13 protein-coding genes and 1 pseudogene are annotated in these 15,229 nt (G+C 43.6%); 9 read left to right on the forward strand and 5 right to left on the reverse strand.

From position 1 onward, the window contains the following. Positions 1 to 153: 153 nt before the first annotated feature. Both JOJ89_RS08015 and JOJ89_RS08020 read right to left on the reverse strand, forming a co-directional pair. Positions 154 to 1,443, reverse strand: coding sequence for an MFS transporter (locus JOJ89_RS08015; protein WP_203290074.1), 1,290 nt, complete (start codon positions 1,441 to 1,443; stop codon positions 154 to 156). 89 nt (positions 1,444 to 1,532) lie between these two features. Continuing rightward, the gene (locus tag JOJ89_RS08020; protein ID WP_203290075.1) at positions 1,533 to 2,027 is read right to left on the reverse strand and encodes a L,D-transpeptidase family protein; all 495 of its coding nucleotides are present in this window, start codon (positions 2,025 to 2,027) and stop codon (positions 1,533 to 1,535) included. 188 nt (positions 2,028 to 2,215) lie between these two features. Between JOJ89_RS08020 and JOJ89_RS08025 the strand changes: the two genes are divergently transcribed. From JOJ89_RS08025 to JOJ89_RS08035, 3 genes are all read left to right on the forward strand, one after another. Then, positions 2,216 to 3,742, forward strand: a complete 1,527-nt coding sequence (locus tag JOJ89_RS08025; RefSeq protein WP_029281580.1) for a Ppx/GppA family phosphatase — start codon at positions 2,216 to 2,218, stop codon at positions 3,740 to 3,742. A gap of 156 nt (positions 3,743 to 3,898) precedes the next feature. Next, positions 3,899 to 6,010, forward strand: coding sequence for an RNA degradosome polyphosphate kinase (locus JOJ89_RS08030; protein ID WP_203290076.1), 2,112 nt, complete (start codon positions 3,899 to 3,901; stop codon positions 6,008 to 6,010). Positions 6,011 to 6,178: 168 nt separating this feature from the next. Then, positions 6,179 to 8,278, forward strand: a complete 2,100-nt coding sequence (locus tag JOJ89_RS08035; protein ID WP_203290077.1) for a sensor domain-containing protein — start codon at positions 6,179 to 6,181, stop codon at positions 8,276 to 8,278. 1 nt (position 8,279) lies between these two features. Here the strand turns inward: JOJ89_RS08035 and JOJ89_RS08040 are convergent, their stop codons facing one another. Then, positions 8,280 to 9,092 carry a metallophosphoesterase gene (locus tag JOJ89_RS08040; protein WP_203290078.1) on the reverse strand — a complete coding sequence of 271 codons (813 nt, stop codon included), beginning with the start codon at positions 9,090 to 9,092 and terminating at the stop codon, positions 8,280 to 8,282. A 157-nt stretch (positions 9,093 to 9,249) separates the two neighbouring features. Here JOJ89_RS08040 and fadH point away from each other — a divergent pair, with 157 nt between their 5' ends. The 5 genes and pseudogenes from fadH (at position 9,250) to JOJ89_RS08065 (ending at position 13,536) form a co-directional block, all read left to right on the forward strand. Then, a complete protein-coding gene (gene fadH / locus JOJ89_RS08045) occupies positions 9,250 to 10,056 on the forward strand; it encodes a 2,4-dienoyl-CoA reductase (RefSeq protein ID WP_203290079.1) in 807 nt (268 codons plus the stop codon). A gap of 145 nt (positions 10,057 to 10,201) precedes the next feature. After that, a pseudogene (locus JOJ89_RS08050) lies at positions 10,202 to 11,403 on the forward strand (EAL-associated domain-containing protein). A 56-nt stretch (positions 11,404 to 11,459) separates the two neighbouring features. Further along, a complete protein-coding gene (locus JOJ89_RS08055; protein ID WP_029565497.1) occupies positions 11,460 to 11,699 on the forward strand; it encodes a hypothetical protein in 240 nt (79 codons plus the stop codon). Between the two features lie 183 nt (positions 11,700 to 11,882). Then, positions 11,883 to 12,542, forward strand: a complete 660-nt coding sequence (locus JOJ89_RS08060; RefSeq protein WP_203290080.1) for a DUF3993 domain-containing protein — start codon at positions 11,883 to 11,885, stop codon at positions 12,540 to 12,542. Between the two features lie 97 nt (positions 12,543 to 12,639). Beyond that, entirely contained in the window at positions 12,640 to 13,536 is an 897-nt protein-coding gene (locus JOJ89_RS08065; protein WP_203290081.1) for a manganese catalase family protein, read from the forward strand. Positions 13,537 to 13,582: 46 nt separating this feature from the next. On the opposite strand, the gene JOJ89_RS08070 is transcribed toward JOJ89_RS08065, so the two are convergent. After that, a complete protein-coding gene (locus JOJ89_RS08070) occupies positions 13,583 to 13,819 on the reverse strand; it encodes a glutaredoxin domain-containing protein (RefSeq protein ID WP_029565500.1) in 237 nt (78 codons plus the stop codon). Between the two features lie 19 nt (positions 13,820 to 13,838). Beyond that, positions 13,839 to 14,801: an MBL fold metallo-hydrolase gene (locus JOJ89_RS08075; RefSeq protein WP_242524678.1), complete on the reverse strand. Its 963-nt coding sequence runs from the start codon at positions 14,799 to 14,801 to the stop codon at positions 13,839 to 13,841. 177 nt (positions 14,802 to 14,978) lie between these two features. Here JOJ89_RS08075 and JOJ89_RS08080 point away from each other — a divergent pair, with 177 nt between their 5' ends. Beyond that, positions 14,979 to 15,215 carry a YkuJ family protein gene (locus JOJ89_RS08080; RefSeq protein WP_029281554.1) on the forward strand — a complete coding sequence of 79 codons (237 nt, stop codon included), beginning with the start codon at positions 14,979 to 14,981 and terminating at the stop codon, positions 15,213 to 15,215. The last annotated feature ends 14 nt before the right edge of the window (positions 15,216 to 15,229 follow it).

A 15,229-nucleotide genomic window follows, 5' to 3' on the forward strand; every position in this document is an offset into this window, starting at 1 on the left:
TTGTTATAAACTCTTTATATAGTGTCAATTGGGGACCCAACTTTCAGTCAATACTTCTCCAGTAATATCGGCTGTTTTTTCTGAATCTTTACCGGAACACTGAAAACTTGAAAAAAAAAGACAGCAGATGATGTCTGCTGCTGTGAAAACGACTTACGAAATATGAATCTGTTCTTTTCCTGTCCGCTGTGAAAGCTTTCTCTGGGAATACTCGAGTTCTTTGCTTAGCTTTGGCAAAGTAAGGGCATAGAAAAGGAAAACGAAAAGAATCACAGTGGCCATTCCATAGTAGAGATATTCAATGTTGCTGATAAATTTCGGAAAGACTACGGCAATAATGCCAAGGGTCAGGGACTGAGCAAACATCATCAATGGATCTGTCCATCCGCTTACTCTGCCCATCAGTTTTGGATGGACGATTTTAGGCATCCAGCCTCCAATGGCCACATTAATTGGTCCAATGCATGTCCCAATAATGAACACAGTGGCAAGAAAAATGCCAAGATGATCGGTCAGACCAAGCATAAAAATCAGAATGCCGCTTACGAAAATCGGATAAATCATCATTTGATGCGGCTTAAATCTTGAAGACAGGAATGTACCGATGAGGCTTCCGGCAAGAAGTCCGGCTCCAAGGGAAATGGCGAAAAATGAAGCATACTTTTCGTAATTGTCAGGCGACAGCTCGTACTTCATAGTAAAGATCGGAAGGATGGAAAAAGCACCATTCACAAACCCGAATACAAAGAAACCGAACACGAGCGAAGCGAGCAATTTGTTTTTTACAATATACAGAATGCCGTCTTTAAAGTCACGGTAAGTGGAAGAAAGACTGAAATCCTTCCATTTCGCTTTTCCATTTGGAAGTCTTGTCTCCATGGGGATTTTGCAGCGCCGGATGAGTATTGCTGAGATGACAAAGCTGATAAAGTCGAAAACCACGGCGCCCTTTAGTCCGATTGTCTGATAGGCGATTGCACCGAGCCCCACTCCAAAAACCATGAAGATACTGAACAGAATCTGGTTCAGCCCTGCAGCCTGAGCATACTGCTCTTTACTTAAAATTCCCTGCACGAGGCTTGCTTCTGCAGGATAGAAAAATTTTGTCACTGCACTTCTTAAAAAGAGCAGGAAGAAGATGAGCGGGATGGAATTTAAAAACAGGGAACCAAACAGAATCACAGTCAGAAAGGCTCTGATCCAGTCACAGTTTTCAGCTACTTTTTTTCTGTCAAAACGGTCTGCTACCACCCCGACCAAAAAGAAAACAAACAGCGTTGGAAGTGAATACATCAGTTCTGCCAGTGTCGCATAGGACGGCTGGTGGCTGAAGCGGTCCAATAAGTAAAAGGCAAAGGCCATATTTCCGATTGTAGTGCCCATTTGCGAAGCGAGTGCTGCAAAAAAGAGCTTCACAAAATTTCTGTTTTCAAAGATTTTCATTATGCTGCTCCTTATTTTGCAGGATAGTAGTCACAGTAGTTATTATAATAGAAACATGTTCGTTTTAACATAAAGTTTTTGTAAAAATTTTACTGGCGAATGGATACCCTTGTTCCGTTCGGGACAAGGGACCCGAGCTCAAGGACATCTTTGTTCTGCATGCGGATGCAGCCTCTTGAAACAGCCTTTCCGATTGAGCTTGGATCGTTCGTGCCGTGTATGCCGTAATGAATTTTTGACAGGCTGAGCCAAAGCACTCCAAATGGACCTCCAGGATTCGGCTGTCGGTTGACAATGACAAATTCTCCAATAGGGGTTCTTGAAAGAATCTTCCCGACAGCTATCGGATAGACTTTCATCACTTGTCCTCTATTCAGCAGAGTCAGCTGTCTGCGGCCAATCGATATCATGATGCTGTATGGAATGGAAGAAGGCTCAGGCAGCCCGGGAATAATCAGAGGCTGTCCGGCGGTTAATTTATTTGGATCTGACAGCTGGTTGGCAGTAATGAGAACCGTCGGACTGATGCGGAAGTCCTGGGCAATAGAGGTGAGGGTCTCACCGGGTTTTACAAGATAGATCATCTGTTTTCACCGCTTTATTTGTGATGAATACTTCGTTTCACATGACTAGGCTCCGGTTTCTTGAGGCATTTGCTCAGTTCCGGCGTGTTAAAGCATCATATGTGCACATATGGATTTTGTTTCCGCCCGCTGTGCCACTCCGTTTCTTCGATGTGGTATAATTTTCTATATTCAGAGGAGTTGAGCAGATGATTAAGGAAAAATATGCGATTATTGACATTGGCTCTAACACAATGAGACTGGTTATTTATCAGCGTGATAAAAGCCGGAGACTCAAAGAAATTGAAAATGTAAAGATATCGGCGAGGCTCCGGAACTATCTAACAGATGAGTCTTTCTTAAACGACGAAGGAATCAGCGTTTTAGTTTCATCTCTGCTCAGTTTTCAGGAAGTAACGAGGCATCATGACCTTAAAGATGTGAAGTGTGCAGCAACGGCGACCATCAGACAGGCTGTCAATAAGGACGCCGTATTAGGATTAGTCAAAGAAAAGACAGATTTTACCATCCGCATTCTCTCCGAATATGAAGAGGCTTATTACGGTTTCCTCGCAGCCGTAAATTCCACTCAGATCAGGAGCGGAATCACCATTGATATCGGCGGGGGGAGTACGGAGATTACCTACTTTGAAAACCGCAGCCTCATAAATTATCACAGCTTTCCTTTCGGAGCCCTGTCTTTGAAAAAAGAGTTTGTAAAAGGGGAAAAACCGACAAAGACAGAATTGCATGAGCTCAGGCTATATCTTGAAGAAAACTTCAGAACACTGCCTTGGCTTATGAATAAAGGTCTGCCGGTAGTGGCAATAGGGGGAAGTGCGCGCAATATCGTACAAATCCACCAGGCCATGCAGGAATATCCGCTTGCAGGCGTCCACTTATATGAAATGTCAGGAAACGATCTCCTGGACGTTCAGCAATTTCTTTCCCCCATGACCATGCATGAGCTGCAACGAACGGAGGGACTGTCAAAAGACAGGGCTGATATTATTCTTCCGGCAGCGCAGGTTTTTGTCACGCTGACAGCCATTACGGCTTCAGACCGGTTTATTTTGAGCCGAAAGGGCCTGAGGGACGGCGTTTTTTATGAAGAGCTTACGAGAGGCACAGGAACAGCCATTTTTCCGAGTGTCATTGAAGAAAGCTTTCACGAATTGCTGAGTGATTATGACATTGACCTTGATCACGTGCAGCATGTCACAAAAATTGCCCTTGAGCTGTATTCCGGTTTAGCTGCAGCGGGGAAAATTTCTTATACAGAAGAAGATATCCGCCTGATCAGGAGAGGATCGTTCGTTTATAATCTGGGGCAGTACATTGATTCGGAATCAAGCAGCCAGCATACCTTTTACCTGATTGCCAATCGGACGATAGACGGTCTGTCCCACAGAGACAGACTGAAGCTTGCGCTGATCGCCTCCTTTAAAAGCAAGTCTGCCTACAAACAATATTCAGCTCCTTTCAAACACTGGTTTTCAAAAGTTGAACAGCACAAGATCATGCTGCTTGGAGCCATCATTAAATTTGCCTACAGTCTGAATGCAACAAAAAGAAATGTTGTCCGTTCTGTCAGCCTGCAGGATGAAATTGACCGCACAGTCTGCATCATCACATGTGACGGCAATTATATGCCTGAGGAGTATCAGGCAGAAAAACAAAAAAAGAATCTTGAAAAATTTCTGAAGAAAAACATTCAATTAAAGTTTCAGCAATAGATTAGTAAAAGGAAAAGAAGAGGAGAAGCTCTTCTTTTTTCTGCAGCATTTACATAAACCACATATAATCTTTACACACCATTTACTTTCCTCTAAACCTCAAGTGCTATCATTACAAATGAATCCAAATGACTAATTCAAAAGGGTGACTTTTTTATGAGCACATTGCACACCGATGAAGCAAAACTTGGCAGCCCTCACTATTACAATAACCGGGAGCTCAGCTGGCTTGCCTTTAACAAAAGAGTGCTCGAAGAGGCGATTGACAGCAGAAACCCACTTTTGGAACGCTTGAAGTTCCTTGCGATTTTCAGCTCAAACCTTGATGAGTTTTTTATGGTCAGGGTTGCGGGTCTAAAGGACCAGGTGAAGGCGGGTTTCGGCAAACCTGAGAACAAAGCAGGACTTACCCCGAAACAGCAGCTGAAGCAAATATCAGAACTGAATCATAAACTTGTTGATCTCCAGGCAGGCACCTATAATGACGTGATTCTACCCGCATTGAAGAAGGAAGGGATTGTATTCTTAAGCTTAGAAAGCCTTAAGGAGGACCAGCTTGTCATTATTGAAAAACACTTTGACGAGCACATTTTTCCCGTGCTGACCCCAATGGCTGTTGATGCATACAGGCCATTTCCCATGCTTCTGAATAAGAGCCTCAATTTGGTCGTGAAGCTTGAAGATCATTCTGAAACAGAAGAATTCAGGGCGAAAACGGCCATAGTGCAGGTTCCGGCCGTGCTCGACCGGTTTATTCCCATCCCTTCAGGCGAAAAAGACTGCTCATATGTATTATTGGAAGATGTAATCACCCGCTATATACATAAACTGTTCCACGGCTATCACGTCCAGTCGGTCACACCTTTCCGCATTACCCGAAACGCCGATATGACCATACACGAAGAAGGGGCAAGAGACCTTCTGAAGGAAATAGAAAAAGAACTGAAGAAAAGAAAATGGGGTGCAGCCGTCCGGCTTGAAGTGAGAAAGAACGGCTTTGATTCGCACGTTTTGGATTATCTCCTTGAAGAACTTGAGATCCACAGCGGCGATGTTTATGAAATTGACGGACCGCTCGATTTTACTTTTCTGTTTGGTTTTTACAAAGAGCTGAGTTCTAAATTTGAACATCTGACTTATGAAACGTTTATTCCGCAGCCGCCTAAAGATCTTCTTGCTGATGATGATGTTTTTCAGACCGCAGCCGTCCAGGACCTGTTTTTGCACCATCCCTATGAATCTTTCGAACCTGTGATTGATTTTGTCAGAGACGCTGCAGAAGACCCTGATGTATTAGCCATCAAGCAGACTCTTTATAGGGTAAGCGGCGGATCGCCTGTTATTGAAGCGCTGAAAAAAGCGGCTGAAAATGGCAAGCAGGTAACCGTCCTAGTTGAACTTAAAGCAAGGTTTGATGAAGAGAATAATGTTCAGTGGGCAAAAGAACTGGAAAAAGCGGGATGTCATGTTATTTACGGGATGACCTATTTAAAAACCCACAGCAAAATTACGCTTGTTGTCAGACGGAAAAACAGCCTGATTGAACGGTTTGTTCATCTGGGGACCGGAAATTACAACGATCAGACAGCGAAAATTTACACGGACATGAGTTTGATTACCTCTGACTACCACTTTGGAATTGATGCGACCAATTTCTTCAATTATTTAAGCGGCTACACAGAAAAGCCGGAATTTCATCACATTTCAGTCGCGCCATTCGATATTAGAACCGATTTTTTAAAGCTTGTTGATCAGGAAATTGATTACCACCGTCATTTCGGAAACGGAAGAATTATTGCGAAGATGAATTCACTCACAGATAAAGCGATTATTATGAAGCTTTATGAGGCTTCGATTGCAGGAGTGAAGATTGACTTGATTGTGCGGGGCACATGCTGCCTGAGACCGGGAATTGAGGGAATCAGTGAAAAGATCCGGGTAAGAAGCATTGTCGGCAGGTTTTTGGAGCACAGCCGGATTTACTCTTTTCATCACAACGGCGAAAATAAGATGTTTTTATCCTCAGCAGACATGATGACCAGAAATATGGAAAAGCGGGTTGAAATACTCTTTCCGGTGTTTGATGTGAAAATTAAGACGAGAATCTTTTCAATGCTTGATATTATGCTGTCTGATAATGTCAAAGCCAGAGAACAGGATGCGTCCGGTGATTATCATTATGTATCCCGGCTCCCCCATGAAGAGGAGATTGACAGCCAGGCAATATTGCGAAAATTGTCCTACAGAGTATCAGAGGATGAGGAATGATAAGGAGAGTGCCGTTCAGGTGCTCTTTTTTTGCGTGGAGTAAATAGCAACAGCCCACTTTCACAGAAGGAATCATAGTACAGGCAGTGCAGGATATGATACTATGAAAAAAGACTAATTAAAAACGGTGAAGTGCGTGATAAAGATCATGCTGAGAATGAGGGTATCATGAATAAATTAAAGAAAGCCATTACAGAAGATTTCAGTTCAGAAGAAAACATTGAAAAAATAGAATCCATCATTTTTGCCATCATTCTTGAACATATAAAAGATCTTGTTTTTCTGATGAAGGTTGATGAGGGGCAGCTGCGGTATGTATTTGTCAATGACGAAGGAGTGAGGCATGCCGGTCTTCCTGATCATTACGGGGGTATGGCGCTTTCGGATGTGATGGATAAAAGCACCTCCCTTCTCCTCACGGAAATGTATAGGACCGTCATTGAGTTAAAAGAACCTTATTCCTTCCAGGATCAAGTGCAGTTATCGGATGGATCGGTCATGTTCGGTGAATCGATGCTGACGCCGATTTTAAACGATAGAGGAGACGTCATCTATATTATTTCAGTCACAAGGGATATTTCAGATCGAATGCTTGAAAGGCAAAAGCTCATTGAGAGCGAGCAGAGATACAGGTCCCTGTTCGATCACACGAATGACAGCATCCTCTCACTCAATTTGAACGGCACAATCCTGTCGGCAAATCCCGCTGCAATTAATCTTTTTAAAAGAGTAACGATTTCAATTACAGGAAAGTCCATATTCAAACTGTTTGAACAAAATGCAGCTGAAACTGAAAAGCTGTTATCGGAAGCCTCTGAAGGAAGAACGTTTGAAACAGATGTCAAGCTGACAGTGAAAAGCAAGGAATGGCACCTTCACTTGAAAACATTTCCGATTATCTTAAATGGAAGCGTTCAGGGCATCTATCTGTTTGCTAAAGACGTTTCTGACCAGAAGCGGCATGAGGCCCTGATCAGTCATATGGCTTTTCATGATGCACTTACCGGACTTTTGAACCGGACGGCTCTTGAAAAACATCTTAAAGATTGTCTCAGCAGTGATGCGGGCTCTGTTCATGCGCTCATGTATATTGACCTTGACAGGTTTAAATGGCTGAATGATACAGCAGGCCACTCGGCAGGAGATCTTCTCCTGCAAAAAGTGAGTGATCGCCTGCAGTCCATTGAAGCACCGTCCTTCAGTGTATACCGCCATGGAGGGGACGAATTTATCCTGTTATTCAGAAAAACGGATAAATTGGAGGCAACCTCCTTCGCTAAGCAAATTCTTGATTTGTTTGCCGAACCTTATTATCTCAATGAGCTTGTTTATTTTGTCAGTCCGAGCATCGGAATCAGCCTGTACCCTGAGCATGGAATAAGCGGGGAAGAACTGATTGCGGGGGCCGACCTTGCCCTGTACGAAGCCAAGCATCAGGGAAGGGGACAGTTTCAAGTATTTCACGCCGGGCTCCACCACCGGTCAAAAAGGCTCCTTGATATGGATTCAGGCCTCAGGCAGGCGATTGAAAACGATGAACTTCACCTCGTCTATCAGCCTCAAATTAACCTTGAAACGGGCGAGACAGAGGGTTTTGAAGCTCTTGTCAGGTGGGAAAGCGAGGTGCTTGGAAACGTTTCTCCTGCCGAATTCATTCCTGCTGCAGAAGAATCCGGACTAATTATTCCCATTGGAGAATGGATAATGGAAGAAGCGTTCAGGCAGCTTGCAGAGTGGAGATTTGAGGGATTCGGGAACCAATGCATTTCCATTAACCTGTCTTCCAAACAATTTCAGCAGCGCAACCTTCCTGAAATGATCAGGTCGCTGCTTCGGACCTATCAGATTTTGCCCCGGCAAATTACACTTGAAGTGACTGAAAGCGCGCTTCATCACCAAAAAGAAGCTTCACTTGCCTTAAAGAAGCTGAAAGAAATCGGTGTGAGGATTGCGATTGATGATTTTGGGAGCGGATTAACTTCGCTGCAAAGCCTTAAAACGTATCCTGTGGACCTTTTAAAAATAGACCCGGCATTTATTAAAGGCGGAATCAGCGATGGCAAAGATGCCGCTGTCATTGCTTCAATCGTTCACTTTGCTCAAAGTCTTTCTCTTGAAGTTCTCGCAGAAGGAATTGAGACTGAGAATCAGGCGGAGTGGCTGCTTTCGCTGAATTGCAACAGGGGCCAGGGATTTTATTTTTCAGGCCCGCTTTTACCGTCAGAAATATCGTCCGGGTTCAGCTGCAGCACCAAAAAAGCACCTTAATTCAGGTGCTTTTTTCTTTTGTTCTTAATGTGAAAACAGTGATTTCAGGGACAGAAAGAAATCGGAAAGGAAGCCTCGTCGTACCAAGCCCCCTGTTCACATAAAGGGTCAGCCCATCCTCTTCATACATGCCCTCTGTATAGACAGAAGCAAAGGGAGGAGTTATGAGCGGGCCATAAAGGGGCAGCTGGACCTGTCCGCCGTGGCTGTGGCCTGAAAGCTGCCAGTCTGCAGGGTGCTTTTTCGCTTCCAGTGCAGCATCCGGCTCATGTGCAAGAAGGAGAGTGAAATGACTGCTGTCTGCACCGGCAAGCGCCTGCTCATAATCAGGTTTTCCAAGCATCAAATCATCGATCCCGGCCAAATAGATGAATGAACCATCCAGCAAAGAAATCTTTTTGCCGCTGTTTTTCAGCAGAGAAAAACCGGATTCATCCATTATGGCCTTATAAACGTCTGTCCCGTATCCCCCATGGTCGTGATTTCCATATATGGAGTATTTTCCTAGCGGTGCTTTTAATTTTTTCAGTTCAGGGGCAATTTTGTGCAAATATTCATATTGATTCGGTTTATCGACTAGATCTCCCGTAAATAAAATGATGTCTGGAGAAAGCTGGTTTATTTTACTGACAACTTTGACCAGCTGGGCAATTGAATAATCATGACCCAGATGGGTATCGCTGAATTGAACCAATCTAAGGCCATCAAAGGCCGGAGGGATTTTGCCGTTTTTCATAGTGATTTGAGTCACTTTCATCAATTTTGGCTCAATATAACGTGCATAACCATAGCCGAAAAAAAGAGCAAACAGCATTCCTGCAGCTGCCGATAAAAAAAATTTGAGAAAACTTCTCCTCGAATGGGTGTGTTCCAGACTGCCCGCCCCCTTTCAAAAAAACTGCCCCTACTACTTTTAGAAAGAAGGTCTGTTTTCCTCTTTTTGAGATAATTATTTTAATTGTTAGAAAACTATGGTAAAATATGAATGGTCATTCATTTTGGGGGTGTTTTTGTTGAAGGATAAAGTAATTATAGTTACAGGCGGTTCCAGCGGGATGGGAAAAGCAATGGCGGGTAAGTTTGCGGCACAAGGTGCGAACGTTGTCATTACAGGAAGATCACTTGAAAATTTAGAAGCAGCCAAAGAAGAAATGACAGGTCTTGAAGGGACAATCACTCCATTTCAGATGGATGTGAGAGTGCCTGAAATGTCAGAAGAGCTGATCCGCAAAACCGATGAAGCATTCGGACGCATTGACGGTCTCGTCAACAATGCTGCGGGTAATTTCATCTGTCCGGCTGAACAGCTTTCGGTTAATGGCTGGAACTCCGTTATCAATATTGTCTTGAACGGAACGTTTTACTGCAGCAGTGCAGCAGGGAAGTACTGGATTGAAAAGCAGCAAAAAGGATCGATTTTGAACATGGTTGCTACATATGCTTGGGGAGCAGGAGCGGGTGTCATTCACTCTGCTGCAGCGAAAGCAGGCGTGCTGTCCATGACAAGAACGCTTGCTGTTGAGTGGGGAAGAAAATACGGCATTCGGGTAAATGCCATCGCACCGGGTCCTATTGAGAGAACTGGGGGAGCGGACAAGCTGTTTCAATCTGAGGAAGCAGCTAAAAGAACGCTGAAAAGTGTACCGCTTGGACGTCTTGGAACTCCTGAGGAAATCGCAGCCCTTGCTTCGTTCATCCTTTCTGATGAAGCTTCATACATGAACGGAGAATGCATTACATTAGACGGCGGACAATGGCTGAATCAGCACCCGTTTTAATCACTGACGATACATTCAAAAAGATGCTCGCCTCAGAGCATCTTTTTTCATTTCTTAAGCACCATTAAACCGTCCTCTCACTATGGTATAATCATACAAAACAAAGAGAGAAAGCGGGGAATGGGATTTGGATCCATTGGATATTATGTCAAACCTGGAGGACGCCAGACCGTTCTACCAGGCCATTTTCAGTGCAGACGAACAAAAGGCAATCGGGTATGAGATCGTAGGGAGAATCAACCTAAACAATGAATGGAAGAGCATGGGGCCTTTCTTTAGAGATGATTCCATTCCTGATGAATACAGACTTGAGGCAGACTGCCACATTTTACATAAAGCTCTTGATGATTTTCTAGATCCGGCTGATGATACCCTGATATTTATTAACAGAGATGCAAATCTGCTTATGCTCGATCACGGGGAAAGTCTTCTCGAATTATTGTTTCAATGGCAGGAAAAGGGCGGAAATCTTGAACGGATCGTGATAGAAATTACAGAGCATACATTTACAGGTGATATTCGGCAGCTTACACATGTTTTTACCTATTACCGGACATACGGCATTAAAATGGCGGTTGAAAATGTAGGGAAAGCAAGCAGCAATTTGGACAGAATTGCTCTTCTGATGCCCAATATCCTGAAAATTGATCTGCAGCCACTCAGGTTAACGTCGCCCCTGCAAACGTATCACGATGTTCTGTATTCCATATCCCTGCTTGCAAGAAAAATAGGTGCAGCCATTTTGTACAGCGAAATTGACCTTCACTTCCAATTTCAGTACGCCTGGAAAAATGGCGGCCGCTTTTTTCAGGGGGATTATCTTCAGCCGCCAAGAGAAGGCAAAATAGAACCTTACCTCCTGAAAGAGAAAATGACAGGAGAGTTTCAGGCGTTTATCAGGTATGAAAAGAAAAAACCGCAGCATTTCTATGACCTGTCTGAACAGTTTCATCAAAGAATCAGTCTTCTGTTTGCAAAAGAATCCAAGCATGCTGCAGGTTCATTTGATGAACTCATTAAAAAACTCGCGGAAGAACTGAACGATTGCTGTTTCAGGATCTACGTCTGCGACGGGGACGGTTTTCAGCAAAGCTCGAACTTCCTGAAAAAAGACGATGAATGGAAAATTCAGCCTCATTATAACCAAAAAACTGGAGCTGGCGCCCTTATTTTCTTGAAAATATCATGAAAATGCAGATCAGGAAAAAAGGCTTTTTCAGTGATGTGTACAGCGACATTGAAACAGGTGAATCCATCAGAACATTCTCCTACCCGATTGATCAAAAGCATTACCTGTTCCTCGATCTGCCCTATTCCTATCTTTACGAAAATGAGGGGCTGCTGTAATAAATTTTGTTCATTGCGCCATCCTAGATAGAAAGAACACTCTAAGGGGTGACAATATGGACAAATTCACACTCGCTCTGGCTATTCTGGCATTTATGATTGCTGGAGGCGGACTGCTGTACACAATTGGTGTAGGGCGGCTTGTGGACACTAGAAAGAGCGAACACGATACCCAGATGAATGAGAAAATTCAGGCGCATCCCTATATTAGGAATCCTGTATTTCTGGCCTGCCTGATAGCAGCAGCTTTCATTGCGGTCTACATTTTTTATCTTGCTTTCACACGTACATGGTAAACAGCAGCAATCAGCTGCTGTTTTTGTTTTGACAAGAAATACGATTAACCTTTTTTCAATAGGGTAAGGAATAAAATAAGAGAAATTGTCAGAAAATGATGGTATTTTGTGGATTATCGTTGGATAAAAACGACACAGACTCTGATAAAATTTAAGCACAGATATTAGCGGGAGGGTAATGACATGAAACTTCTTTTAAGCACACTCGTCGCACTTATATTATTTCTGGGTTACGGACATGCAGGTTCTGCTGAGGAACTGCTGACTGAGGAACAGTCGGTTCAGGCAGTGCAGGAGGCATCAGAGGTACAAGCCTCTCTCACCGAAAAGGAACGGCCTTTAAATGAAATAAAGGCTATGATGAAACCTTATTTCACTCATTCCTTTATTGAAACCTACGTAAAAGAGAACGTAAAAGAGACTGAAAACGGCTATATTGTATACGGCAGTGATTTTATCCCGTACAGCATGCCATATTTCAATTATGAGGAAGAGCTGACGTTCGGTGCCGAGAAAAACACGTATAAATTATTTCAGTTTTTTCCTGCTGAAGAGGAAGGACCTGTGAGCTATGATGACCAATATGAGGCTGTCCTGTTTGTGAAGGAGAACGGCGAGTATAAAATTGATGATGTCATCTTTTCAGAAACTGAGCCGAAAACTGAATCTCCCGAAAAGAAACAAAATCTGCTTAATGTCAGCCTGATTTTCAATCAGCCTGAGGGCGTTCTATTTGGAAATGAGGGCGGTTTCAGTTTTGTTTTAAACCCTTATTTTCAGATGAAAACTCTGCTGAGCGCTTACGCCTATGACGTTAAGAGTGCTGCTGTAAATGCAGAGTGATAAGAAAGACATCTTCCAGTTCTCAGTCAGGTAATAAGACAAATTCCGGCCTGCATAACCTCTAAAGGGAACCACTCTTTTAAAGGGGGATTACGGGATGATAAAGCGGTTTAACCGGCTGCTGATTGAGCTGCCAAAGCCGAAGTATGCGGATCCAAATGCGGCAGCTGCCGTTCAGGAGCTGCTCGGCGGAAAATTCGGTGAGATGTCAACGCTTAATAATTATATGTTTCAGTCCTTCAATTTCAGGCAGAAGAAAAAGCTGAAGCCTTTTTATGATCTGGTTTCAAGCATAACGGCCGAGGAGTTTGGCCATGTTGAGCTCGTTTCCAATACGATCAATTTAATCCTGAGCGGCTCCACTTATCCTGCACCTCCTGATGCGACACCTATGCAGGGGGCAAAGGACAAGAGGAACAGCCAGCATTTTATTCAGACGGCACAGACCTCCTATCCCTTTGACTCTATGGGAAAACCATGGACGGGAGAAAATGTATTCAACAGCGGGAACCTGGTCCTTGATCTGCTTCATAACTTTTTCCTTGAATGCGGGGCGAGGACGCATAAAATGAGAGTGTATGAGATGACGGACCACCCGGTAGCCAGAGAGATGATCGGGTACTTGCTCGTCCGTGGCGGGGTGCATGTCGTTGCATATGCAAAAGCTCTTGAAGTCATTACCGGTGTTGATGTCGGAAAAATGCTGCCGATACCTAATCTTGATAATAAAGCCTTTGCCGATGCGAAAAAATTTGAGGACATGGGCATCCATCTGAGGCTTTATACGTTCAGTGATACGGATTATAAAGACATAAATAAAATCTGGAAGGGACAGCATCCGATTGACGGCCAGCCTCTAAAAGTATTTGACGGCATGCCATCAGGAGCGCCGGTGCCGGATCTGGAAGAAATACCAGAAGAATTCGCCCCGGGTATTTCTAAAGAGGATTTTGATGAAATTGCTAAGAGGCTTATGAGGTCAGCAGGTATATAAAAAGGATGTCCCAAAAATAAAACTTTGGGACATCCTTTTTGCTCGTTCAGCCAATTTCAAGCAGTTTTTCAAGCTTCTGCAAATCGAATCCTGCTACTGTTTTCCCGTCTACCGTCACTGTTGGTGTAGAAAAAGAGTTTAATTTTCCTGTCATTCTTTTTCTTGCTTCCGCGTCTTCCGCTACATTGAAAACACTGTATTCAATCCCGTGATGATCTAAATATTGCTTGACAACCTGACACGGCGGACAGTCGGGCTGTGTATAGACATGAACTTCTTTCATTCCTGTCATGCTCCTTTTTTCAGCTCTTTATCTTTTTGGCATATGCATCAACAAGACCCATGGCACAAACGGACAGATCAAGATCGAGTATTCTGTATACGCTGTGTGTTCTTGGAATGCCTTTTTGATCAAGATAAGAATAAATTTCTTTTTGAAGTTCCATTTTAACATGTTCTGCTGCTTTTTCTAAAGACTGAACCCCGGTTTGACCGGCGCCTGTTTCCACTGCCCTGATAAAGACGGGTAGCCATTCCCTGAGTGCAGCCGTAGCGGCTTTTGGATTGCGGCTCACTCCGAAATGACTGAAATGGATTGCATTTAAGTCCAAACTGTCAAATAAATCAGCGGCTTTAAGCATCGCTTCCGGGTTAAACTGATTCGGGGAAGTGGAAGGCAAATAAAATTCAAGCCCCTCAGAAAGCAGTTCCTGATAGTAAATGCCGATTGTATCCCCTGTATACATACTCATGCTTTTATGGTCTAAAATGCTGAAATGATGATTGGCATGCCCCGGTGTATCATAAAAAGTGAGCTTTGAATCCGGTCCGATCCAAATGGATTCACCATCTGACATGGTGAGAATCCTGTCTTCAGGCACTGGTACTATCGGCGAAAAAAGACCGTCAAACTGTTCACCGTACACCGCTTTTGCACCGGCAATAAGTCTGCCGGGATCAATTAAATGCCTGGCCCCTTTTGGATGCACGACAACCTTTGCATTCGGGCAGCTCTCAAGGAGCAGACCCGCTCCGCCTGCATGGTCAAGGTGGACATGGGTAACAATAATATAGGAAATATCTTCAAGCCGGATGCCAAGGTCATTCAACCCATTTTTAATATGTGGAACAGAAGGACTTGATGAAGGCTCAAAGAGTGTGATATTCTCTTCAAGTAATACATAGGAACTTGTACGACCCGTCATCCCTAAATCATGACTGTCGATGATTGCTGAACGTTCATCCATTTTGGTTACAAGCGACACGTTTTTACCCCCTTGTGATCATTTTATTTCTCCCATCATACTCATTTTATGTTTGCCCGGACACGATGTAAAGAATTTTCAGGCAGCTGTAAATCTGATGGATAGAATAAAGAAGGACGCACAAACTAGAGGCGAAGGCGGACCTCAAGTTGACTCACTCTGTTGGAGGTGATACTAATGTCACAGCTTTTAGGTATCATAACAAGACTTCAAAGTCTGCAGGAAAATGCCGTTTCGAATGAACCAAGCCAGCGCTTCTTTGAAGTTGAGGGTGAAAAACGCTGCAGTGTTAAATATTTTGATAAAACGGATACGTTCGAACTTGAAGTATTCCAAAAAGATGAAAAGCCCCAGTCTTATCAATTTGACAACATCGATATGATCGCAATTGAAATTTTTGATTTGCTCCAATAAACGGGAGGGAACCG

Source organism: Metabacillus sp. cB07 (assembly GCF_016839225.1).
In the GTDB taxonomy this organism is placed as follows: Bacteria; Bacillota; Bacilli; order Bacillales; family Bacillaceae; genus Bacillus_P; species Bacillus_P indicus.

Excerpts from the sequence above, each read along its gene's own strand:
- fadH (WP_203290079.1), top strand. The coding sequence starts at position 9,250 with ATGGTAAAATATGAATGGTCATTCATTTTGGGGGTGTTTTTGTTGAAG.
- JOJ89_RS08080 (WP_029281554.1), top strand. The coding sequence starts at position 14,979 with ATGTCACAGCTTTTAGGTATCATAACAAGACTTCAAAGTCTGCAGGAA.
- JOJ89_RS08015 (WP_203290074.1), bottom strand. The coding sequence starts at position 1,443 with ATGAAAATCTTTGAAAACAGAAATTTTGTGAAGCTCTTTTTTGCAGCA.
- JOJ89_RS08030 (WP_203290076.1), top strand. The coding sequence starts at position 3,899 with ATGAGCACATTGCACACCGATGAAGCAAAACTTGGCAGCCCTCACTAT.
- JOJ89_RS08070 (WP_029565500.1), bottom strand. The coding sequence starts at position 13,819 with ATGAAAGAAGTTCATGTCTATACACAGCCCGACTGTCCGCCGTGTCAG.
- JOJ89_RS08055 (WP_029565497.1), top strand. The coding sequence starts at position 11,460 with ATGGACAAATTCACACTCGCTCTGGCTATTCTGGCATTTATGATTGCT.
- JOJ89_RS08065 (WP_203290081.1), top strand. The coding sequence starts at position 12,640 with ATGATAAAGCGGTTTAACCGGCTGCTGATTGAGCTGCCAAAGCCGAAG.
- JOJ89_RS08035 (WP_203290077.1), top strand. The coding sequence starts at position 6,179 with ATGAATAAATTAAAGAAAGCCATTACAGAAGATTTCAGTTCAGAAGAA.
- JOJ89_RS08025 (WP_029281580.1), top strand. The coding sequence starts at position 2,216 with ATGATTAAGGAAAAATATGCGATTATTGACATTGGCTCTAACACAATG.
- JOJ89_RS08020 (WP_203290075.1), bottom strand. The coding sequence starts at position 2,027 with ATGATCTATCTTGTAAAACCCGGTGAGACCCTCACCTCTATTGCCCAG.
- JOJ89_RS08040 (WP_203290078.1), bottom strand. The coding sequence starts at position 9,092 with ATGCTGTTTGCTCTTTTTTTCGGCTATGGTTATGCACGTTATATTGAG.
- JOJ89_RS08060 (WP_203290080.1), top strand. The coding sequence starts at position 11,883 with ATGAAACTTCTTTTAAGCACACTCGTCGCACTTATATTATTTCTGGGT.